This window comes from Mycolicibacterium sp. XJ662 (assembly GCF_053484035.1).
The window spans coordinates 19,249-40,577 of the sequence record NZ_JBEFTL010000007.1; the positions used below are offsets into that span (position 1 = coordinate 19,249).

Consider the following 21,329-nt stretch of genomic DNA (forward strand, 5'->3'; position numbering starts at 1 on the left):
TGTTCGACAGCGCGTTGTTATCGCTGCTGCCATCAGCCGTGATGAGGTCCGTTTCAGTCACGGATGTCCTTTCTCTCCCTCGCTGTTCAAGCATGCGGGGATTGGTTGCGCTCAGCTGATCCGCTCAACGCGTGGGCGCCACCGCTGTGGTTGCAACGGTGATTGCCGGGATTCGCCGGTATGACGAACCGTCAGCCCATGGGTAAATCACGGGGAAAATGAGTGGTGTCCTAGTGTCGGCGCAGGCAGAGACGCTGCGATTGCTGGACAAAAGCGAGAATAACGCGCATCGGAGCTGGAAGCAAGAACGACACGTGCGGCCGGTGTTGCAATTTAACTCCGAACGGCGACACCCGACGTCCAGCGGACGCCGTCGCCAACTGCGATTTCATTGACGGTGAACCCGGTCGCGGCACCCAATTCCAGGGCTTCGGCCGGCAAATCGGGCTGTGTACTCAGCGCCAACACCGACGGCCCTGCTCCGGAAAGCACCGCTGCAATGCCACAACGCCGCAGCGTCTGCAGGTATTCCGTGGATGCCGGCATGGCCACGGCGCGCTGGGGTTGGTGCAGCACGTCCTCGGTCGCCGCCATCAACAGATCGGGCCGCTCGGTCAGCGCGACCACCAGCAGGGCGGCGCGGCTGACGTTGAACCGGGCGTCGGTGTGGTCGACCCGGTCGGGCAGCAGGACGCGGGTTTCGGCGGTCGACGACCGCTGCCGCGGGATCGCGGCGAACAGGCGGATGTCGCGGTGCAGCCGTAGCGGCGCGGCGGCATAGCGTGTCGTGGTCCCGTCATGTTCGGTCCAGGACACCACCCCGCCGCCGAGCACCGCAGCCGACGCGTTGTCGGGATGGCCCTCGAACTCCGAGGACAGCTGGATCAACTGTCCTTCGGTCAAAGGTGTCGAACCTGCTTGGCTGACAAGGCCGTTGACGGCAGCAAGGCCGCCGACCACCGCCGCGGCAGATGAGCCCAGGCCGCGCGAATGCGGAATGTCGTTGCGGCACCGCACGATCATGCCGGGAACGGTGACGCCGGCGGCCTGGAGACCGCGCTCGATCGCACGCACCACCAAGTGCGATGCGTCCAGCGGCACTTGGCCGGAACCTTCACCCTCGACCTCGACGCTGAGCCCGGACGGGATTGTCTCCACGACGATCTCGTCGTACAGACCCAACGCGACGCCCAGGCTGTCGAAACCGGGACCGAGGTTGGCGCTGGATGCGGCGACGACGGCGGTCGCCGTCAAACCGGCCGGCAGCATCGGCATCACTGGGGCGTCACCTGCTAAACCAGACCGAGCTTCTCGACCACGGCAACGGGGTCGACGGGTAGGGGCGTAACGGCCGGCATCCCCTTCAGCGCGGTGTCGGGGTCCTTGAGGCCGTTACCGGTGACCGTGCACACCACCGTGGAGCCCTTGGCCACCCAGCCGTCCTCGACGGATTTGAGCAGCCCGGCGATGCTGGCCGCGGACGCGGGCTCGACGAAGACGCCTTCGGTACGCGCGACCAGGTGGTAGGCGGCCAGGATCTCTTCGTCGGTGGCGGCCAGGAAGCGGCCCCCGGATTGTTCCTGGGCTTCGACCGCGGTGTTCCACGAGGCCGGCGAGCCGATCCGGATGGCGGTGGCGATGGTCTCGGGGTTGCTCACCGGCGCACCGTGGACCAGCGGCGCGGCGCCGGCGGCCTGGGTGCCGAGCATCCGGGGCAACCGGTCGGACAGGCCGTCGCGGTGATACTCGGTGTAACCCTTCCAGTAGGCCGTGATGTTTCCGGCGTTGCCGACGGGCAGCGCGTGCACGTCCGGTGCGGTGCCCAGCGCGTCGGCGATTTCGAACGCCGCGGTCTTCTGCCCTTCGATGCGAAACGGGTTGACGGAGTTGACCAGCGAGACGGTCGGGAAGTCGTTGGTGAGCTTGCGGGCGAGTTCCAGGCAGTCGTCGAAGTTGCCGTCGATCTGGATGATCTTGGCGCCGTGCATGACGGCTTGGGCGAGCTTGCCCATCGCGATCTTACCTTGGGGCACCAGCACGGCGCAGGTGATGCCCGCCCGGGCGGCGTAGGCGGCGGCCGAGGCCGAGGTGTTGCCGGTGGACGCGCACAGCACCGCTTGTTGTCCGCGGGCCACCGCCTCGGTGACGGCCATCGTCATGCCGCGGTCCTTGAACGAGCCGGTCGGGTTGAGCCCCTCGACTTTGAGATGCACGGTGCAGCCGGTGTATTCGGACAGCCTGGGTGCCGGTACCAGCGGGGTGCCGCCTTCGCGCAGCGTGATCGGGGTCCACCCGTCCTGCACGGGCAGCCGGTCCCGGTAGGCGGCGATCAGCCCGGGCCAGGGTTGGTGCACGGCCGTGGGCGGTGCGCTACTCATTCGTGGTCCCTTCCATGCGGAGCACGCTGTTGATGCTCTGCACGACGTCGAGGTCGGCGAGGGCGCCGACCGTCTCTGACAGCGCCGCGTCGGTGGCTTGGTGGGTGACGACGACGATGCGGGCGCCGTACCGTTGGCCGTCCTCGTCGACCATGCCCTCCTGGCGCACCTCGGCGATGCTCACCTCGCGCTTGGCGAATTCCGCTGCGACAGAGGACAATACGCCCGGCAAGTCGGAGACGTTCATGTTGACGTAGTAGCGGGTCGGGATGAAGCCGATCGGGGCGATCGGCAGCTTGGCGTATTTGGAGTCGCGGGGTCCGCGGCCGCCCTGCACCCGGTTGCGCGCGGCCATCACGAGATCACCCATCACCGCCGATGCGGTGGGCGCTCCCCCGGCGCCCTGGCCGTAGAACATCAACTGGCCGGCGGCCTCAGCTTCCACGAACACGGCGTTGAAGGCGCCGTTGACGGTGGCCAGCGGGTGGTCCGACGGCACCAGCGCGGGATACACCCGGGCTGAAACCCGTTGTTGACCTTCGTCGGTGGTCAACCGCTCGCAGATCGCGAGCAGTTTGATGGTGCAGCCAAGAGCGCGCGCCGAGGCGAAGTCGGCCGGGCTGACCTTGGTGATGCCTTCGCGATAGACGTCGTCGGCGCTGACGCGGGTGTGGAACGCGATCGAGGCCAGGATCGCGGCCTTGGCAGCGGCGTCGTAGCCCTGCACGTCGGCGGTCGGGTCGGCTTCGGCGTAGCCCAGCGCGACGGCGTCCGCGAGGGCGCTTTCGTAGTCGACGCCGGTGCTGTCCATCTCGGAGAGGATGTAGTTGGTGGTGCCGTTGACGATGCCGGCGACCCGCAGCACGGTGTCCCCGGCCAGCGACTGGGTAAGCGGACGGATCACCGGGATCGCTCCTGCGACCGACGCTTCGAAATACAGGTCGACGTGGGCGTGTTCGGCCGCTTGGGCGAGCTCACCGGTCGACATCGCCATCAGCGCCTTGTTGGCGGTGACCACCGACTTGCGCTGTTCCAGCGCCGACAGGATGGCCTTGCGGGCGGGTTCGACCGGTCCCATCAACTCGACGACGACGTCGACGTCGTCGCGGGAGACGAGTTCTTCGACATTGTCGGTGAGCATCTCCACCGGCACGCCGCGGCCGTCGGCCACCCGTCGGACGCCGACACCACGCAGCACCAGCGGAGCGCCGATCCGCGCGGCGAGGTCGTCGGCGCTGTCCTCGATGATGCGCACCACCTGGCTGCCGACGTTGCCGAGTCCGAGGACCGCTACGCCGACGGGCCTTTCGTCGCTGCTCATCGCTTACCTCACTTCCAGGCTCAGTAGGTCCTCGACCGTCTCCCGGCGCAGGATCAGGCGGGCCCGCCCGTCGCGCACGGCTACCACGGCAGGGCGACCGATCAGGTTGTAGCGGCTCGACATCGAATAGCAATAGGCGCCGGTGGCCGCCACCCCGAGCAGATCGCCGGGCGCGATGTCGTCGGGCACCCACGTATCGCGTACCACGATATCGCCGCTCTCGCAGTGTTTTCCGACGATTCGGCCGAGCGCAGGCGAGGTGTCGCTGACCCGGGACACGAGCCGGGCGTCGTATTCGGCGTCGTACAGCGACGTGCGGATGTTGTCGCTCATCCCACCGTCGACGCTGACGTAGCGGCGGTAGCGATCAGCGGCGACGGCGACGTCTTTGACGGTGCCCACTTGATAGAGCGTGATGGTGCCGGGTCCGGCGATCGCGCGGCCGGGTTCGACGACCAGCCGCGGGGTCGGCAGCCCGACCGCCGCCGACTCGTCACGGACGATGGCGCTGAGCTTGGCGGCCAGTTCGGCCACCGGCGGCGGATCGTCGTGCGGCAAATACGAGATGCCCAGGCCGCCGCCGAGGTCGACGGTCGACATCTGCGACGTCTTGTCGACGCCGAATTCGGCGACCACGTCGCGCAGCAGACCGATGACGCGGTGCGCGGCGAGTTCGAAGCCGGCGACGTCGAAGATCTGGGACCCGATGTGGCTGTGCAGGCCGACCAGCCGCAGGTGGTCGGCGACGAAGACCCGGCGCACCGCCTCCATCGCCGCGCCGGTCGCCAACGACAGGCCGAACTTCTGATCCTCGTGCGCGGTGGAGATGAACTCGTGGGTGTGCGCTTCGACGCCGACGGTGACGCGCACCAAGACGTCCTGCACCACGCCCGCGGCGCCGGCGATCTCGTCGAGGCGGTCGATCTCGATCATGGAGTCCACGACCACATGACCGACCCCGGACTTGACCGCGGCGGTCAGCTCGTCGATGGATTTGTTGTTGCCGTGCAACGCAATTCGATCGGCAGGAAATCCGGCGTGCAGTGCGACAGCAAGCTCACCACCGCTGGCCACGTCGAGCGCCAGACCCTCCTCGTCGACCCAGCGGGCGATCTCGGTGCACAGAAACGCCTTGGCGGCGTAGCGCACGTACTCTCCCCCGCCGAACGCATCGGCGATCTCGCGGCAGCGGGTCCGGAAGTCGTCCTCGTCGACGACGAAGACCGGCGTCCCGAACTCGGCGGCGATGTCGGTGACCGGCACCCCGGCGATGGACACCACGCCGTCGTCGCCGCGAACAGCGTTGCGCGGCCAGACGTTCGGCGCGAGCAGCAACACATCGTCGGCCGACTGTGGGCGCGGCGGGGTATCGCCGTGATGTACCTCTTCGGCGTGGCGGGGTCCGGCGGGATGGGCGATCACATGCGCTCCGGTGCGGTGACGCCGAGGATGCCCAGGCCGTTGGCGATGACCTGGCGGGTGGCTTCGCACAGCGCCAACCGGGCGCCGTGCAGTTCGTTGGGCGCTTCGTCTCCTTGGGGCAGGACGCGACAGGAGTCGTAGAACCGGTGGTAGTCGCCGGCCAGGTCCTCGAGGTAGCGCGACACCCGATGCGGTTCACGAAGGTCCGCAGCGGTTTTCAGCACGCGCGGAAACTCGCCGATGTTGCGGATCAGGGTGCCTTCCTTGTCGTGGGTCAGCAGCTGCAGGTTCGAGGCGTCGGCGGAGACGCCGAGTTCGGCGGCGTTGCGCGCCAGCGCCGACAGCCGCGCGTGCGCGTATTGCACGTAGTAGACCGGGTTTTCGTTCGACGCCGAGGACCACAGCGCGAGGTCGATGTCGATCGGGCTGTCCACCGAGGACCGGATCAGCGAGTAGCGGGCGGCGTCCACACCGATGGCCTCGACCAGGTCGTCGAGGGTGATCACGGTGCCGGCCCGCTTGCTCATCCGCACCGGTTGGCCCTCGCGGACCAGGTTGACCATCTGGCCGATGAGCACCTCGACGGTGGCGGGGTCCTCACCGAGGGCCGCGGCGACGGCCTTGAGCCGGGCGATGTAGCCGTGGTGGTCGGCGCCGAGCATGTAGATGCACAGGTCGAAGCCGCGCTCACGCTTGTCGAGGTAGTAGGCGATGTCGGCGGCGATGTAGGCCGGGGCGCCATCGCTCTTGATGACGACGCGGTCCTTGTCGTCGCCGTGGTCGGTGGTGCGCAGCCAGACGGCGCCGTCCTTTTCGTAGATGCTGCCCGCCTCGCGGAGCTTGGCGATGGCCTGCTCGACCCGGCCGGAAGTGTGCATCGAGTCTTCGTGGGTGTAGACGTCGAAGACGGTGCCGAAGTCGTGCAGTGACTGCTTGATGTGGCTGAACATCAGGTCGACGCCGATGGCGCGGAAGGTCTCGCGCATCTGGTCGTCGGGCAGGCTCAGCGCATCGGCTTCCTTGGCCAGCACCTGGGCGGCGATCTCTTTGATGTAGTCGCCGGCGTACCCGTCGTCGGGGGCGGGCTCGCCCTTGGCGGCCGCGATCAACGAGCTGGTGAACCGGTCGATCTGGGCGCCGTGGTCGTTGAAGTAGTACTCGCGGGTGACGTCGGCGCCCTGGGTGGACAGCAGCCGGCCCAGTGCGTCGCCGACGGCGGCCCAGCGGGTGCCGCCGATGTGGATGGGCCCGGTGGGGTTGGCCGAGACGAACTCGAGGTTGATCCGCTGACCGGCTAGGGCGTCGGAACGCCCGTAGCGGTTTTCGGCGGCCAGGACGTTGGCGACGATGGCGTTCTGGGCCGATGCCTCCAGGCGCAGGTTGACGAACCCGGGGCCGGCGACGTCGGCGGCGGCGATGCCGTCGCGGTCGGCCAGCGCGGCGGCCAGCCATTCGGCCAGCTCACGCGGGTTGACGCCGACCTTCTTGCCCAGTTGTAGGGCAAGGTTGGTGGCGTAGTCGCCATGATCGGGGTTGCGCGGGCGCTCGACGGTGACGGTGGCCGGCAGCGCCGAGGCGTCCAGGCCACGCTCGGCCAGCACCGCGGCGGTGGTGGTCTTGAGCAGCTCGGCGAGGTCAGCGGGGGTCACGGGGGTCCATCCTATGGTCTTGGGTGGTCAGCCCCCGAATCCGTTTCCTGCACCCGTGATGCGTTAGGCTGTGCAGGCCCAATTGGCGCAGCTCGTCGAGTGCGCCCCCGTAGCTCAGGGGATAGAGCGTCTGCCTCCGGAGCAGAAGGCCGCAGGTTCGAATCCTGCCGGGGGCACTCCTCAAAGCCGCAGTTCAGCCCCGCAGCACACCGAGACCTCGTAGCGGACGAACGGCTCAGTTCGACCCCGCATCGGTGAGGATCTCGACCAGCGCAGGCCCGGGGTGGCTGAGCGCTTCTCCGATAGCGGAGTTCAGCTCGGCCGAGCTGGCGACCTGTTTCCCGTACGCCCCGCAGTCTCTGGCAAACGCGGCGAAATCCGGATTATGCAGCGAGGTCTGCCACACCTGATATTCGGAACTGCGCTGCTCCTGGGTGATTTTGCCCAGTTCACCGTTGTTGAGCAGGATGTGAGTGATGTTCATGTCGTACTTGACTGCCGTGGTGAACTCGGCAAGGTACTGACCGAAGCCGCCGTCACCGGTGACGGCGATGATGGGACGGTCGGGCGCGGCGGCCCATGCGCCCATCGCAGCCGGAAACCCGAAACCGATCGAGCCCAGGTAGCCCGACATCAACACCGACTGGTGGTCTTTGGTCTCGAAGTACCGCCCGAACGAGTAGGCATGGTTGCCCACGTCGACGGCGAGCACGGCGTGGGCCGGAGCGAGGCCGCTGAGTTCGGCGAAGACCGTCGCGGCAGCGACCCGACCATCGGGGCGCTTGGCGGCGCGGCGGGCTTTCTCGCTGCGCCACACTGCCCACCGCTCGGCGACTTCCGGGCGTTGGTCGACCAGCCCGGGGTGCGTACGCAGCCGCTTCGTCAAAACCGACGCCGTCACCCCCACATCGCCGAGCACCGGCACCGCCACCGGATCGAAGCGCCCCAGCGCCATCGGGTCGGTGTCGACCTGCACAACGGGCTTGTACGGCGAGATGCCCGTGTGATTCGAGAACGACGCGCCGAACACCACCAGCAAGTCGGCCTTGTTCATCATCCAAGATGCGACCGGGGTGCCCGACCTGCCCAGCGCGCCGCAGGCCAACGGATGCTCGTCGGAGAGCTGGCCCTTGGCTTTGAAGGTGGTCAACACCGGTGCCTGCAGACGCTCGGCGAACGCCACGATGGCCGGCATGTCGAATTTCGCACCGGCTCCGACGATGATCACCGGGCGAGTCGCCGCTGCGATGCGGTCGAGCGCCTGCTCCAGCGCCGTCTCCGGCGGCGCGACCCGCAGATCGGGCATCCGGCCCTCGGGCCCCGACGATCGTTGATCAGGGTCCTCGACGATCTGAACTTCGTCGGGCACGACCAGGTGGGCGACCCCGCGTTCGAGAATGGCGTGTTTGAGCGCCAGGGTCATCAGCTCGGCGTGTTCGGAGCCCGCGCGCACCATCTCCGAGTAGACGGCGACATCGGCGAACGCCGCCAACAGGTCGATATCTTGAAACGCCCCTTTGCCGGCTACCGCGGAATCGACATTGCCGGACAATGCCAGCACCGGCGCCCGGTCGGCCTTGGCGTCATAGAGCCCGGTCAGCAGGTTCGTCGAGCCCGGGCCCGCGATGCCGAAGCAGACCGCGGGACGGCCGGTGAGCTTTCCGTAGGCGGCTGCCGCGAACGCCGCCGCCCCTTCATGGCGGATGCCGAAATACCGTAACTTGCCTGAGCTTTCCGCGCGGTGCATGGCCTCGGCGATGCCGAGATTGGAGTGACCGACCATCCCGAAAACCGTGTCGACACCCCAATTGGTCATGGTCTCGACCAAGACATCGCTGACGGTCCGCTTCGCGGGCGCAGCAGGCGGGGTGCCGACGTAGATTCCGTCCTCGCGCACCTGCACCGGATAGGTCGCGACATCGAAGTCTGGTCCGCCGGCGGCTTCGCCGGTGAACGGGTCGAAGTCGAAACCATGCCAGGGACAACGGATCTTGTCGTTCTCGAGGGTTCCCTGTCCGAGCGGGCCGCCTTGATGCGGGCAACGGTTGTCGATAACGCCGTAGCGTCCGTGCAGCTTGGTCAACGCCACCGTCTTGAGCCCGACGGGGCACGCCGCTACCTGACCCTCGTCGAGTTCGCCGGGCTCGGCGGCTTTGTGCCAGTCGAGTTTCTGGCTGGCCGTACCGGTGTCGTCGTCGACAGTCATAGTGGCGTCACTCCTGCGTAGGGGACTCCACTGAGGTAGGCGAAGTCGCGGTCGAACGTCGTCAGATCGTCGAGGGTGAAATCGGCAAGGCGCCGGTGCCCACAGGCCCGGGCCAGCACCACCATCAGCTCCACCGCAGAACGCAGGTACCGGTTCAAGCGTTCGGCCGCCGGCCGCACCGGCAGCCGAGCGCGCAGGCGCGGGTCTTGGGTGGCGATGCCGACCGGGCAGGTGTTGGTCTGGCAGGCGCGCATACCGACGCAGCCGATGGCCTGAATCGCGCTGTTGGCGATGCCGACCGCGTCGGCCCCCAGAGCCAGCGCCTTGACCATATCGGCGGGGGTACGGATGCCGCCGGTGATGGCCAGGGTGATCGTGCTTTGACTGCGGTCCAGGTGTCGCCGGGCCCGGGCCAGCGCCGGAATGGTGGGGACCGAGATGTTGTCACGGAAGATGGTTGGGGCCGAACCGGTTCCGCCGCCGCGGCCGTCGAGGATGATGTAGTCGACACCGATCTCGAGCGCGGCATCGAGGTCCCGCTCGACGTGCTGGGCACTGAGCTTGTAGCCGACCGGGATCCCGCCCGAGGCCTCGCGGACCTGCGCGGCGAAGTCTTTGTACTCCGCCAGCGACGTCCAGTCCGGGAACCGTGCCGGCGAGATCGCCGACGTGCCCGTGGGTAAGCCGCGCACCTCGGCGATCTTGCCGACCACCTTGGCCCCGGGAAGGTGCCCACCGGTACCGGTTTTGGCGCCTTGGCCTCCTTTGAAGTGAAACGCCTGAACCTTGGTCAGGTGTTGGAAGCTCCATCCGAACCGGCCGGAAGCCAGTTCGTAGAAGTACCGCGAATTCTCCTGTTGCTCTTCGGGAAGCATGCCTCCCTCACCGGAGCAGATCCCGGTTCCGGCGAGTTCCGCACCGGCGGCAAGTGCCGTCTTGGCCTCCTGGGACAACGCCCCGAAACTCATATCGCTGACGAACAGCGGAATATCAAGCACCAGCGGGCGTTTCGCCCCCGGACCGATGACGGTCTCGGTGCTGACCGGCTCCTCATCGAGCAGCGGTAATCGGGCCAGCTGCGCAGTGACCAGCTGGATCGAATCCCATGAAGGCAGCTGGGTACGCGAAACACCCATCGCCGCTGTAGGACCGTGCTTCCCGACCTTGCTCAGTCCGTGGGTGGCAAGCTCGTGGATCTGGGTATTGAACGGTTCTTCGGCGGTGTTGGCAGGCTTGACCCACCGGCCCTGATAGCCGTCGTCGCCATACGATTGGGCGTTGGCCCCGGCGAACTCGGCGATCGCGGTTTGATCGACGTACACGCCCCCGTCGCGGACCCAGACCGGAAACGTTGCCAAACCCACCGCGGGGTTGACCGGCGAGACGCCGGTGTCAACGTCGTAACGCCAGCCGTGCACGTCGCACACCACAAGGTTTCCGTCGACATGCCCGTCGCCCAACAGCGCACCCCGGTGTGCGCAGCGCCCGTAGAGCGCAGAGACGTGCTCACCGCGTCGGATGAGTACAAGGTCCACGCCCGCCGCAGCGGTGGCGAAGGGAGCGTTGTCAGCCAGGTCGGAAAGGGATGCCACCTTCACGCCGGTTGTCGCTTCTGGTGTCATCTTTATGGGCTTTCCTCTGGTTAGTCGGGGCGCTCGGCGTCGTCGAGCAGGTGCGCCCGGATCTCGGCATAGGCGTGAGTGAATAGCCTGACGTCGCGGGGACTGAGCAGATCGAATACATTTCGCCGCACCGTCGCTACATGCCCCGGAGCGGCCGATTGCAATTTCGCGAACCCGGCTTCGGTGAGCTCTGCAAAGAGGCCCCGCTTGTCCTCCGGGCACGGGACGCGGCGCAACCACCCGGCGTCCGCGAGCCTGTTCACCGCCCGAGTCACCCCGCTGCGTGTCGTCACGGCGGCCCCGGCGATCTCGCTCATCCGCAACCGCCGCTGCGGCGCCTCGGACAGCAATCCGAGAACCTCATAATCCGCGAAAGAGATGGCGGCATTGACTTCCAGCTGACGGTCCAATGCCCGCAACAGCAGCCGAGTGCTGTCGAGATATCCACGCCACATCTGCTGCTCGGCCCCGCTGAGCCATTCCACCTCCACCATCAGCAGACGTCCATACTAGTTGCTAGCGAAACTTAATATCGCAGTACACCACACTCGCTGATGGTATTACTCTCGGTGCGCTCGCCGTGTCTGCCACGCGTATTACGGAGCGATAGCCGTGGATGATCGACTTCAGTGGTTGTGGAATTTTAGTTTCGCCATCAACTAAGAGCGGTCCGAATCGGACCCCTAGACCCGTGCGGTTGTGCGGCGGCAGTACGGAGTCACGTCCCGCTCGACGTCCAGGGGTCCGTCACGCCGAACAGCCTGGCTGCAATCTCGGCGCGAGCTATCGCTGACCGAACAGCGGGTTCTGCGCAGGATTACCCTGGCCCTGCCCCTGGGCGCGTTGCGCGACGCCCTGCGCCAGCGCGTTCAGCAGGGGGTTCTCCTTGATGAGCTGACGCTGATCTTCCTCCGACATCTGGTAGAAGGTCCACATCCCCCACGCCGCCGGCCGCACGTACAGCGTCACCTTCTGACGGCGACCTTTTGACTGCGGCAGCATCGCCGCCACCGGAACGACCCGGTCCAGCGTCGCCGCGCTCGCGAGTTCTTCTGCGAGCTTGTCCAGATCCACTGTGTCCTGAAGCTCATATGCCGACGACTGATGAGTCTGGTGGGCCGACCCCTGCAGTGCCAGAAACCACGCCATCCTCGTCTCCTTTGCTACTCACTGTCGACGTCAGCGTAAACGAGGCATGCGCGACGTCGGCATGCCGGGCGACGGCGGACGGGCCGCCGGCGCCTTCGCGGCCTCGTCGGAGTTTGCGCGGCGCGTTTACACCACCTCGCGCCATGCAACTCGCTCGTTTGACAGTCCAAGCCTTCGACAAGGAGAAATGCGGCGCTCACAGTATCGACAGCAAACTGTGGATATGAATGCATGATGTTCATCACATCCGACACGTTGCCGGTGTGCTGCATTTTGACGTGCCAGTCGATCGGAAATGCCATAGTTGCTGGCGAAGTCGTAGTGACGTCGACGAAACCTGGGGGGATCCATGCCGGCCGCCGATCACACCGACGCGCAAGGCGCACACGCCACAGTTGCGCGTTCGAGGAACGCGACCCGAGCGGCAGCGGCCGGCTATGCCAAATACATCGGTCGCGTCGGCGCGCTCGCCGTCGCGTTGGGCGTCGCCGGTGTGGTTGCCATGCCCGGTGTGGCGTGGGCAGACGACACCTCCACCTCCACCTCGTCTGCTTCGTCGGCGTCGTCGCCGTCCTCGGAGTCTTCGGACACGTCGGAGTCCGACAACACGTCGACGAACGAAACCGACACCAGTACTCCCAACTCCGAAGAACCCACCGAGGACATCGACGACGAGGACACAGACGACCTCGAAGACGTAGACGACCTCGAGGACGTGGAGGACGAGGAGGACCTCGAGGACGCAGATGATGGCGAGGGCGAGGCCGTCGACGACACCGACCTCACCGACGCCGAAGAAGAAACCTCGGCCGAAGACGACAACGACGCCACGCACACCGAGCCGACGCCGGCATCGGAGGCAAAGACCGAAACCGACGTCGACACCGAAACGGTCGCCCAGGTGGTGAGCACCAAAGGCTCCGAAACACGGGCCGAGACCGCCGACACGTCGACCACCCAATCGTCAACCGACACCGAGACCGTCGCGCTGTTGAGCGCCGCCGCAAACCCAACGGCCGCATCCACCAACCGAATTGCGGCCGCACTGCCGAGCCTGCCGACACCCGAGGAGGTTGTGCACCACATCCAGGCCAAGGTGACCGAATGCGTGTGCGGCGTCATCAACGGTGTGGTCCATGTGGTCAACGTCGTGGCCGGCGCGATCAACGGAGGCGGCGGCGGGGCGGGCTCGGGCGGCGGAGCGCCTGCAGCACCCCCGATCGTGGCCGCGGTGCTGGAAATCGCGCGCCGAGAAGTCACCCGGGTCATCGACGCCCTGAACCGCACCCCGATCGGGCGGTTCGTCAACTACGTCACAACCCAGATCACCGACGCGATAACTGATTTCGGCAACTCGCCGCAGGGCCGGGCGATCTCGACGGAGCTCACCCAGTTCCTCGCGCAGTGCGCGGATTCCACGGGATTGCCGGCCGAGCTTGAACGCGTCGCCATCGTGTCGGGCCTCAACGAACCGACGGACTTCGACATCCTCGCCGACTCAGATCATCCCGATGAGATTCATCGCATCTTCATCACCGAGAAGGCCGGGGCGATCAAGGTTTACGATCCGGCCACCGGCAATGTGGCGACGTTGATCAACCTGCCAACCGTGACCGCCGACGGTGAACGCGGACTGGTGGGCATCGAGATCGACCCGCAGTTCTGGGACACCGGTCAACCCGGCTACCACACCATCTACGTCGCCTACACGGGCGCAGACAACTATGACCGGCTTTCGAAGCTGACACTTGACGATTCATTCCAGGTGGTGGGCGAGCCGGTCGAGCTGCTGAAGTCGACCGAGCTGGGCAACAACTTCCACCACGGCGGCGAGATCCAATTCGACCCGGCCGGCGAGTATCTCTACTGGGCGGTGGGTGACAACACCGAGAGCGGCAACGCTCAGGACCTGACGAACATCCACGGCAAGATCCTGCGGCTCAACCGCGATGGCAGTGCGCCCGAAGACAACCCGTTCGTCGGCCACCCGGACGCGGTCGAGCAGATCTACGCCATCGGGCTTCGCAACCCGTTCCGGTTCACCTTCACTCCCGACGGCCAGCTGTTGGTCGGCGATGTGGGCGAAGCGAATTGGGAAGAACTCAATGTCGTCACGGCCGGCGCGAACTACGGCTGGCCCGCGGTCGAAGGCTTCTGCAGCGGAAACGACTGCGCCTACGTCGATCCCATCTACGCCTACCGGCACTCCACGCCGCCGGCCAACGCGGGCTCGATCACCGCGGTCGTGGTCTACACCGGCAGCACGTTCCCCGAGGAATACCAGAACAAGGTGTTCATCGCCGACTACTCGGTCGGCTGGATCAAAGAGCTCACGTTCGATTCCGAGTTCACCAGCCTGATCAGCGAGCGCATGTTCGACAACCAGGCCGGCACCACCGTCAAACTGGACCAGGGGCCCGACGGCAACCTCTATCAGCTGAACATCTACCCCGGCACACTCTCGGTCATCCGGCCGTCCGGCGGTAACCGGGGCCCGACCGCCGTGCTCACCGCGTCGTCGACCTACACCGCCGAGGACTCGCTGGAGGTCCACTTCTCGGCCGGCGAATCCACCGACCCCGAGGGTGACGAGCTGAGCTACGAGTGGAACTTCGGCAACGGCCGCACCTCGACCGAGGCCAACCCGACCATCGTCTTCACCAACACTGGCGCCGACTTCACCGCCTACACCGTGACTTTGACGGTGACCGACGGTGACAAGACCAGCACCGCGACCCAGCGGATCGTGGTCGGCAGCACGCCGCCGGTCGTCGAGATCACCGATGTCCCGGACAAGTACAACGCCGGCGACACCGTGTCGTTCAGCGGTATCGGGTCCGATGATCAGGACGGTGCGCTACCGGCCAGCGCCTACAAGTGGTCGGTGGTGTTCCACCACGCCGACCACGTGCATCCGTTCCGCGACAACATCACCGGGCCGACCGGTACGGTCACCATCCCGCGCACCCGCGATCAGCTCGGCAACACCTTCTACCGGATTGCGCTGACGGTGACCGACTCCAGCGGCTTGTCCACCACGGTATACAAGGACATCAAGCCGAACCTGGTCAAGCTCACGTTCAACGCCAGCGATCCCAACGCCACCTTCACCATCGACGGGATCCCCTACAAGGGCTCCTACGTCGAGGAGCAGGCCGTGGTGGGCGTCGAGCGCGTCCTCAACGCGCCGTCGCCGCAACCCGGCACGGGCGGGCAACTGGTGTTCGTCAGTTGGTCCGATGGAGGCGCACAGAGCCACACCATCGTCACCCCGGAGGGCGACACCACCTACACGGTGACCTACGAGCTGGTCCCGTCGGGCGCTGCGGTGGTGGTCTGAGGCAGGCTGGTGCCGGTCTCGCGCTCCGCGAATTCCCATAGTTTCCTGGCGTTTTCGTAGTCACAGGCGGCTGCGGCACGCCCGCTGAGCGTCGGGCCGCCCTTCAACCCGAGCCTGCTGTCGATGCCGACGTAGCTGCCCGGCGGAATCGGCTCGGTCATGCAGTACAGCGTCGGGGCGGCGCCTGCGTCGACATCGTTGGCCAGCACGCCGGCCACGGACTTCACGACCGTATGGAAGGTCGACATCAACCGCTTGTCCGAAACTTGGGACAGGTTCGACGCCACCCAGCCGGGGTGCGTCAGGTGGGTCGAGACCGGTGAGCCTGATTCGCGTAGCCGTCGGTCGAGTTCGAGGCCCCACAGCATCACGGCGAGCTTTGAGCGCGTATAGGCGGGAAACGCCGACCAGCGACGGGTGCGCAGGTGCAGGTCGTCGAACGCGATACTGGCCATCTTGTGCGCGTCGGAGCCGACGTTGATGATCTGCGAACGCACCCGTTCAAACAACAGGTTGGTCAGGGCGAACGGGCCGAGGAAGTTAGTGCCCAGCGTGATTTCGAAGCCGTCGACCGTGTTGCTTCGCCGCTGCGCCACCATGCCAGCGTTGTTGATCAGGATGTCGACGTCACCGTCGAACAAGTTGGGGAAGGCCCGCACCGAGGACTGATCGGCGAGGTCGAGTTTGACGACGGACGTGTCGCCGCCCATCTCCGCCGCGCGCTGCGCACCGAGCTCGAGATTGCGGACCGCGAGAATCACCTGCGCGCCCGCGCGTGCAAGAGCCGTGGCCGTCGCGAGACCTACTCCGTTGGTGGCTCCGGTGACGATGACGCGCTTGCCGCTCAGATTGCCGAGTCGGGTCGGCGACCAGTTTGTAGACACGGTGGCAAATTAACCAGATGGCCGCCTCGCTGACGCGGGCGGCCATCGGGCGGGCGACTGATTTCACCACTTCCAGGGTTTGTCCCAGTGGCCAGGCGGCGGCACGAACGGCAGTTTCGCGATGTGCCCGGGTGGCGGCACGAACGGTAGCTGCGCGATATGCCCCGGAGGCGGAAGGACATGGTGGTGATGGTGGCCAGGTGATGGAGGGTGCCACCACCAGTCGTCATCAGCTTGAGCCTGCCCGGTGCCGAGTCCGACGGACGCGAGACCCAGTGCACCGGTGAGGGCGAACCCTGCGGCGATCACTTTCAGTGTTGTTCTCTTCATAGCAATACTCCAATCGGCCGGTTTCCCTGCCGCGATCGGGAAGACGTTCACCGTTCTTGGGCTCAACCCGGCGAAGCCTGTGATTCTTCCCAATACGTTTATCGTCCCACCGGATCACGCCGTTAACCACTCCGCGCACCTGATTGTCTCTGATACCAGTTCGCCCACGCATGGTGGATGTCAGTCTGCGTCGCAATGTCTGGTTGCTCTCGGCTATGGAACCAGACCCCCGCACCCTGGTCGCCGAACCGATTCGGTACGACATGTCGGCGCCTATCTTACGGAGGGTTTCGATCGGCGAGATAGCGTGGGCATGCGCACCCCCGGATCTTGGCCTGCGATCAGATCATAAAGTTCATTGCCTTTGCTGATAGCGGCTCTGGTTGCCAATCATCGGCACACACATGCGTGCTGCAAGCTGATAACTCTTTGCTGTAGTTTCCCTCTCCGCTCCCCATTCACCATCGAAGATCGGTTGGATACAACCAATCTTGATCGCATTGAAGGCGTTCGTTGATCCAAGCCATACGACACATCACATGTCCGTCCGACAAATCCGTCAATAAATCTGGTTTGGCTTTGCTGATTGAGGGAACTGTGATCCATACAACATTTGCCAGCCCTCCCCACCCTAGGAACATCTCATGGAAATCGCAGCCCGCCCACTCATCACCACCGGCGTCGCCATCGTCGGCGCCACCGCGTTGATCGCCAGCCCGATCGCAGCGCCTGCGTCCGAGGTCGCGATCCCGTCATTGCCGTCCGTTTCGGCCAACAACGAGTTGCTGGCCTCCATCCTGGATATCGCCCCCAACCCGGCGCTGTTCGATCCCGCCGACGCCGCATCGGCGTTGACTTTCCTGATCACGCAGACCTCCGAGTTGGTGAACTTCGGCCTGATCTCGGTCGCCGAGGGCGTCACCTTCGGCGCCACACAGTTCGCAGGGCTCATCGCAGCGGGGGCCACCACGGTCACCGAGTTGGTGGCAGCGGGCGCGGAAGCCGGCGTGTATTTCAGCAACCAGTTGGCTGAGCTCATCATCTTCGGGGTGACCCAGGCCGCCGGGTTGGTGAACTTCGCCGTCGCCCAGGCCGCGGTCGCCCTGGCCGGAGCCGGAGCGGGCCTAATCGGGCTGTTGGCCTCGGGTGCGGATGCCTTCGTCGACCTGATCGGGTCAGCGGCCGAAGCCGGCACGTTCTACACCAGCGGTGCTGCCGAACTCGTTGCGTTCGCACTGAATTCAGTGCTGCCCGCGCCCTTCGCAGCGCCGCTCGAGTTCCTCGTGACGCAAGGAGCGGGGCTGGTGAACTTCGGCATCGCCGCCGCGGCCACCGGCCTGGAATCCGGCGTCGACGCGTTCGTCGGTCTGGTCGCAGCCGGTGCCGCCACGCTCGCGGGCCTCACGGCAGCAGGCGTGGAAGTCGGCGCGTTCGTCGTCGACTCCCTGGCCGAGTTGGTGGTGTTCGCCACCGCGCAGAGCGCAGGGCTCGTCGGCTTCGGGATTGAGCAAGCAGCAGCGGCGGTCGCCTTCGGCGCAGAGCTGATCACGGGCTTCGCAACTGCTGGCGCGGAGTTGTTCGGCGGCCTCATCACCGCTGTCGCTGAGACCGGGGCGTTCTTCAGCACCGCGATCGCCGACGCCCTGGTGTCGATCATCGACGGCGTCACACCCGGCGCCACGGTGACACCGGCCGCCGACACCGCACTGCGCGCCTCGGCAGGCGGGCCCGAGAACCTTCCAGCTCTCGGGGCGCAAACATTCGCGATGAGCGTCGAAAGCGGTGTCGGCGAAACGGATTCGAGCGGTCCTGCCGACGATGACAGCGTCGGCGCGACCTCCGTGGGCTCCGAGGACTCCGAGGACGACGCCGCAGACACCGAGACGTCGACTGAACTCGAGGACAGCGCCCTCGTCGCCGACACGTCCGAGGACGAGACCACCGATGCCGAGGATGACGTCGTCGACGAGACCACCGATGCCGCAGAAGACGTCACCGATGACGTAGACACCGTCGGCGCCGACGATCCCACCGATGTCGGCTCCGGCAGTGACGTCGGGGTTGACAGCACGAACGCCAGCGACGCGGGCCAGGGCTCCGGTTCCGAAGCCGGTTCGAACGACAATTCGGGCAGCGACTCCACCGGAGGCACCGACTGATCGGCTCGAACGCGTGGCTCAATCGTGGGGCTCCACGCCGTGCACCACCACACAACACCGCTCCGGGTGCGGGGTGAGCTCGGCGTGGGCTCGCGGTTGATCACAACCCTCGATGATTCCCTCGACGAGTCGCAGGTTCAGGCCGCACACCACGTCCCGATGGTCACGAGCGATCAAGTGAAACGGGCAATTTCGCAAGTTGATGCACTCGTCGTCGACGTGGGGTTGGTAGCCGCACTTGCGCAGCGCTTCGACGATGTCGGGCGCTGACTCGGCTCCCACGCTTCTGCCTGCGTCGTACGCGGCGCCGTCCACCGCCGCCTTCACCGCGCCGCTGCCGTCCTTCTCGACAGCGCCCACCAGTAACCGGGCCAGCAGTTCGTAGTCGCGGGGCGGCACGCTGATCGTCATCTCCCCCGGCGCGCGCGCGTACAGCTTGGCCGGGCGACCGGCCCCCGGCCCGTCGCGCCCAGTGAGGCGTTGATAGCTGGTCGTGAGCAAGCCGGCGTCGGCCAACTTGTCGAGGTGATAGGCGGCCAAGGTGCGTCCGATGCCGGCCACCGCGGCCGCCTGCTCGCGCGAAATAGGTACCTCGCTTTCGCCGACGCACTCGTATAACTGCCGTCGGACCGGATCTTCGAGATGGCTCAAACCGGTCAGGACGGCCAGGTCATCGGGTCGGCCAGCGGGCATACCCAAATTCTATCACCAAAAAGTATTGACAAATAGGCTGCACGAGCAGATTCTAAAACTGCATCTGACTATTTTTAGAAGGGACTGGCTATGACTACCACGCGTTCAACGGCTCCCACCGGCGTGCTCGATCGGGCCCGACGCGAACCCGCATACGGAGCGTTCGTGCTTCTCCGGGTCGGCTTTACGGTGCTGCCGATCGTCATGGGCGTCGACAAGTTCTTCAACGTGCTCACCACCTCCCCGGCGACGTGGGAGGGCTACTTGGCAGGCTGGATCGCGGACCTGAGCCCGCTCAGCCCGGCTCACACGATGATGGTTGTCGGGGTGATCGAAATCGTTGCCGGTGTCGCGGTGGCGATCAAGCCGCGGTACGCCGCGTACATCGTCGCCGCCTGGCTCGCCGGCATCATCGTCAACCTGCTGACGTTCTCCGGCTACTACGACATCGCACTACGCGACTTCGGACTGCTGCTGGGCGCGCTGACGCTCGCCCGCTTGGCCTCGGTCTACGACCCGCCGCTGGGCCAGCACACCGCATCGACCGCCACCGGCCCTGTCGCGTAGCGAATTCCCGCACACCGATCCGTCCACCCGTCGCGGCGACGTACTGCGACGGGGGCGGCGTCGGTTCGTCTTCGGAAAGAAACCCGTCTATGCACAACCGACAGCGGCTTACGCGAAGTCCTTGACCACGTCGGCGACGCGGCGCAGTTGGCCGGTGTCGGAACTGGTTGGGATGAGGTGGATTTCGTCCGTGCCGATCTCGCTGAAGGTGCGCAGCACCTCGGCGAGCTCGTCGTCGTCGCCGGCCCATCCGGTGCCCGGCGCCATGGCGTCGACGTACTCGGCGGGGATCCAGTTCATGTACCGCCGCAGATGACGGTGGACCTGCGCCCGCGCGTCGTCGCGGTCACCGATGGCGAACCAGAACGAGGTGGCCAGGTGCGGGTTGGGCTTGCCGGCCTGCCCCCATGCCTCGCGCGCGACGTCGAAGAGCTCGTTCTGCTTGGCGACGTCCAGGTCGAGGGTGGTGCCCGCCATTCCGTCGGCCCATACCGCGGCGCTGCGAACGGTTTTCGGTCCGATGGTGCCAACCAGGAGCTGCGGTCCTCCGGCCTGAACCGGTGGCGGCCCCACCGCTTCGACGGATTCGGTCACCTTCTCGCCGGCCCATACGCGTTTCATCACCGCGACGCGCTCGGCCATCCCGCGCATGGTCTGCGTCGCGGGGTCGGCACCGACGGCGTGGTAGTCCTCGTGCCTACCGCCGACCCCGACGCCGACGGTCAGCCGGCCGTCGCACAGCATGTCACCGGTCGCCAACTGCTTGGCGAGCATGACGGGGTCATGCAGCTGCGGCACCACCACCGTCGTCACCAGCCGCACCCGGTCGGTCCACGCCGCGAGCGCACCCAGCAGCGTCAGGCTCTCGGGGTTGTCGAAAGCGATCCGCTCCCCCCAGCACAGCGACGAGAACGGTCCGTCGTCGATGGCCCGGGCCCACGCCTTGAGCGTGGCGGCATCGAGGTCGGCTTCCATCACCGGCATGGTCATCCCGATCTGCACGACCGCGATTCTGGCACGGGCGACCCGATGCCCGGGATTGACCTCGATGAATCGTGTCCGCTGGCAGCATGGCAGCCATGGCGATCAACACCCGGTCCGTCGCGCATGTTCGGCTCACCGTCACCGATATCGAGCGGTCACGACAGTTCTACGAAAGCGTGTTCGGCTGGGGTGTCCTGCTCGAGATACCCGATAAGGCCGACAAAGCCACCCGCGAGGCCCTCGGCTTTCTCTTCGGCGGGGTCATCTATGACCTCGGCGGCATGCTGGTGGGACTGCGGCCCGTCGCCTCCGACCGCTTCGACGAGAACCGGGTCGGCCTGGATCACCTGGCCTTCCGCCTGGACGGTAAAGCCGAATTGGACGCGGCGGCAGAACATCTCGATGCTCTCGGCGTCGCACACGAACCGGTCAAGGACATCGGGCCGATGTACATCCTGGAGTTCCGCGACCCCGACAACATCGCGCTGGAACTCACCGCCCCGAAGTGACTTCGGCGCGTTCGTGGACCGTCAGCGGGCATAGGCGCGCCGAAATCGCCCCGGGCGGGGGTTTACCCCCACACGGGTCTACGGATAACGCGGTTTTGCCCGCGGCCCTGAGTCCA

Annotated in this window: 17 protein-coding genes and 1 tRNA gene; 5 read left to right on the top strand and 13 right to left on the bottom strand. The window is 66.2% G+C overall.

The window, feature by feature from the left end; translation table 11 throughout:
* Positions 1–333 precede the first annotated feature (333 nt).
* From thrB to argS, 5 genes are read right to left on the bottom strand one after another with little or no spacing between them, the layout of a single operon-like run.
* A complete protein-coding gene (gene thrB, locus ABQE93_RS18335; protein ID WP_448409701.1) occupies positions 334–1,275 on the bottom strand; it encodes a homoserine kinase in 942 nt (313 codons plus the stop codon).
* 17 nt (positions 1,276–1,292) lie between these two features.
* The gene (gene thrC / locus ABQE93_RS18340; RefSeq protein ID WP_448409699.1) at positions 1,293–2,378 is read right to left on the bottom strand and encodes a threonine synthase; all 1,086 of its coding nucleotides are present in this window, start codon (positions 2,376–2,378) and stop codon (positions 1,293–1,295) included.
* Complete coding sequence (locus ABQE93_RS18345; RefSeq protein WP_448409697.1) at positions 2,371–3,699, bottom strand: homoserine dehydrogenase; 1,329 nt, start codon at positions 3,697–3,699, stop codon at positions 2,371–2,373. Before ABQE93_RS18345 ends, thrC begins: the two co-directional genes overlap by 8 nt.
* A gap of 3 nt (positions 3,700–3,702) precedes the next feature.
* Positions 3,703–5,121 carry a diaminopimelate decarboxylase gene (gene lysA, locus ABQE93_RS18350; protein WP_448409696.1) on the bottom strand — a complete coding sequence of 473 codons (1,419 nt, stop codon included), beginning with the start codon at positions 5,119–5,121 and terminating at the stop codon, positions 3,703–3,705.
* Positions 5,118–6,770, bottom strand: coding sequence for an arginine--tRNA ligase (gene argS, locus ABQE93_RS18355; RefSeq protein WP_448409695.1), 1,653 nt, complete (start codon positions 6,768–6,770; stop codon positions 5,118–5,120). Before argS ends, lysA begins: the two co-directional genes overlap by 4 nt.
* Positions 6,771–6,873: 103 nt before the next feature.
* Between argS and ABQE93_RS18360 the strand changes: the two genes are divergently transcribed.
* A tRNA-Arg gene (locus ABQE93_RS18360) sits at positions 6,874–6,946 on the top strand.
* Positions 6,947–7,005: 59 nt separating this feature from the next.
* Here the strand turns inward: ABQE93_RS18360 and ABQE93_RS18365 are convergent.
* The 4 genes from ABQE93_RS18365 to ABQE93_RS18380 form a co-directional block, all read right to left on the bottom strand.
* A complete protein-coding gene (locus tag ABQE93_RS18365) occupies positions 7,006–8,976 on the bottom strand; it encodes a thiamine pyrophosphate-dependent enzyme (protein ID WP_448409694.1) in 1,971 nt (656 codons plus the stop codon).
* On the bottom strand, positions 8,973–10,598 hold the full coding sequence (locus ABQE93_RS18370) for a glutamate synthase-related protein (protein WP_448438073.1): 1,626 nt from the start codon (positions 10,596–10,598) through the stop codon (positions 8,973–8,975). Before ABQE93_RS18370 ends, ABQE93_RS18365 begins: the two co-directional genes overlap by 4 nt.
* A gap of 20 nt (positions 10,599–10,618) precedes the next feature.
* Positions 10,619–11,092, bottom strand: a complete 474-nt coding sequence (locus tag ABQE93_RS18375) for a MarR family winged helix-turn-helix transcriptional regulator (protein WP_448409692.1) — start codon at positions 11,090–11,092, stop codon at positions 10,619–10,621.
* A gap of 289 nt (positions 11,093–11,381) precedes the next feature.
* Positions 11,382–11,747, bottom strand: coding sequence for a hypothetical protein (locus tag ABQE93_RS18380; protein WP_448409691.1), 366 nt, complete (start codon positions 11,745–11,747; stop codon positions 11,382–11,384).
* A 349-nt stretch (positions 11,748–12,096) separates the two neighbouring features.
* Between ABQE93_RS18380 and ABQE93_RS18385 the strand changes: the two genes are divergently transcribed.
* Positions 12,097–15,087 carry a PQQ-dependent sugar dehydrogenase gene (locus ABQE93_RS18385; RefSeq protein WP_448409690.1) on the top strand — a complete coding sequence of 997 codons (2,991 nt, stop codon included), beginning with the start codon at positions 12,097–12,099 and terminating at the stop codon, positions 15,085–15,087.
* On the opposite strand, the gene ABQE93_RS18390 is transcribed toward ABQE93_RS18385, so the two are convergent.
* Both ABQE93_RS18390 and ABQE93_RS18395 read right to left on the bottom strand, forming a co-directional pair.
* Positions 15,048–15,971, bottom strand: coding sequence for an SDR family NAD(P)-dependent oxidoreductase (locus ABQE93_RS18390; protein WP_448409689.1), 924 nt, complete (start codon positions 15,969–15,971; stop codon positions 15,048–15,050). The genes ABQE93_RS18385 and ABQE93_RS18390 overlap by 40 nt on opposite strands.
* A gap of 63 nt (positions 15,972–16,034) precedes the next feature.
* A complete protein-coding gene (locus ABQE93_RS18395; RefSeq protein WP_448409687.1) occupies positions 16,035–16,301 on the bottom strand; it encodes a hypothetical protein in 267 nt (88 codons plus the stop codon).
* A 644-nt stretch (positions 16,302–16,945) separates the two neighbouring features.
* Between ABQE93_RS18395 and ABQE93_RS18400 the strand changes: the two genes are divergently transcribed.
* Positions 16,946–18,460 (top strand): hypothetical protein, encoded by a 1,515-nt coding sequence (locus tag ABQE93_RS18400; protein WP_448409685.1) that lies wholly within the window; start codon positions 16,946–16,948, stop codon positions 18,458–18,460.
* Between the two features lie 18 nt (positions 18,461–18,478).
* Here ABQE93_RS18400 and ABQE93_RS18405 read toward each other — a convergent pair whose 3' ends face one another.
* On the bottom strand, positions 18,479–19,153 hold the full coding sequence (locus tag ABQE93_RS18405) for a helix-turn-helix transcriptional regulator (protein WP_448409684.1): 675 nt from the start codon (positions 19,151–19,153) through the stop codon (positions 18,479–18,481).
* 90 nt (positions 19,154–19,243) lie between these two features.
* Between ABQE93_RS18405 and ABQE93_RS18410 the strand changes: the two genes are divergently transcribed.
* Positions 19,244–19,720 carry a hypothetical protein gene (locus tag ABQE93_RS18410; RefSeq protein WP_448409682.1) on the top strand — a complete coding sequence of 159 codons (477 nt, stop codon included), beginning with the start codon at positions 19,244–19,246 and terminating at the stop codon, positions 19,718–19,720.
* A gap of 108 nt (positions 19,721–19,828) precedes the next feature.
* On the opposite strand, the gene ABQE93_RS18415 is transcribed toward ABQE93_RS18410, so the two are convergent.
* Positions 19,829–20,710, bottom strand: a complete 882-nt coding sequence (locus ABQE93_RS18415; protein ID WP_448409761.1) for an LLM class flavin-dependent oxidoreductase — start codon at positions 20,708–20,710, stop codon at positions 19,829–19,831.
* A gap of 89 nt (positions 20,711–20,799) precedes the next feature.
* Between ABQE93_RS18415 and ABQE93_RS18420 the strand changes: the two genes are divergently transcribed.
* The gene (locus tag ABQE93_RS18420) at positions 20,800–21,213 is read left to right on the top strand and encodes a VOC family protein (RefSeq protein ID WP_448409681.1); all 414 of its coding nucleotides are present in this window, start codon (positions 20,800–20,802) and stop codon (positions 21,211–21,213) included.
* Positions 21,214–21,329 lie beyond the last annotated feature (116 nt).

What these genes read in the sequence shown, in the direction of transcription:
- thrB (WP_448409701.1), bottom strand. Translation starts at nt 1,275, where the DNA reads ATGCCGATGCTGCCGGCCGGTTTGACGGCGACCGCCGTCGTCGCCGCA.
- thrC (WP_448409699.1), bottom strand. Translation starts at nt 2,378, where the DNA reads ATGAGTAGCGCACCGCCCACGGCCGTGCACCAACCCTGGCCCGGGCTG.
- ABQE93_RS18345 (WP_448409697.1), bottom strand. Translation starts at nt 3,699, where the DNA reads ATGAGCAGCGACGAAAGGCCCGTCGGCGTAGCGGTCCTCGGACTCGGC.
- ABQE93_RS18365 (WP_448409694.1), bottom strand. Translation starts at nt 8,976, where the DNA reads ATGACTGTCGACGACGACACCGGTACGGCCAGCCAGAAACTCGACTGG.
- ABQE93_RS18370 (WP_448438073.1), bottom strand. Translation starts at nt 10,598, where the DNA reads ATGACACCAGAAGCGACAACCGGCGTGAAGGTGGCATCCCTTTCCGAC.
- ABQE93_RS18375 (WP_448409692.1), bottom strand. Translation starts at nt 11,092, where the DNA reads ATGGTGGAGGTGGAATGGCTCAGCGGGGCCGAGCAGCAGATGTGGCGT.
- ABQE93_RS18380 (WP_448409691.1), bottom strand. Translation starts at nt 11,747, where the DNA reads ATGGCGTGGTTTCTGGCACTGCAGGGGTCGGCCCACCAGACTCATCAG.
- ABQE93_RS18385 (WP_448409690.1), top strand. Translation starts at nt 12,097, where the DNA reads ATGCCGGCCGCCGATCACACCGACGCGCAAGGCGCACACGCCACAGTT.
- ABQE93_RS18395 (WP_448409687.1), bottom strand. Translation starts at nt 16,301, where the DNA reads ATGAAGAGAACAACACTGAAAGTGATCGCCGCAGGGTTCGCCCTCACC.
- ABQE93_RS18400 (WP_448409685.1), top strand. Translation starts at nt 16,946, where the DNA reads ATGGAAATCGCAGCCCGCCCACTCATCACCACCGGCGTCGCCATCGTC.
- ABQE93_RS18405 (WP_448409684.1), bottom strand. Translation starts at nt 19,153, where the DNA reads ATGCCCGCTGGCCGACCCGATGACCTGGCCGTCCTGACCGGTTTGAGC.
- ABQE93_RS18410 (WP_448409682.1), top strand. Translation starts at nt 19,244, where the DNA reads ATGACTACCACGCGTTCAACGGCTCCCACCGGCGTGCTCGATCGGGCC.
- ABQE93_RS18415 (WP_448409761.1), bottom strand. Translation starts at nt 20,710, where the DNA reads ATGACCATGCCGGTGATGGAAGCCGACCTCGATGCCGCCACGCTCAAG.
- ABQE93_RS18420 (WP_448409681.1), top strand. Translation starts at nt 20,800, where the DNA reads ATGGCGATCAACACCCGGTCCGTCGCGCATGTTCGGCTCACCGTCACC.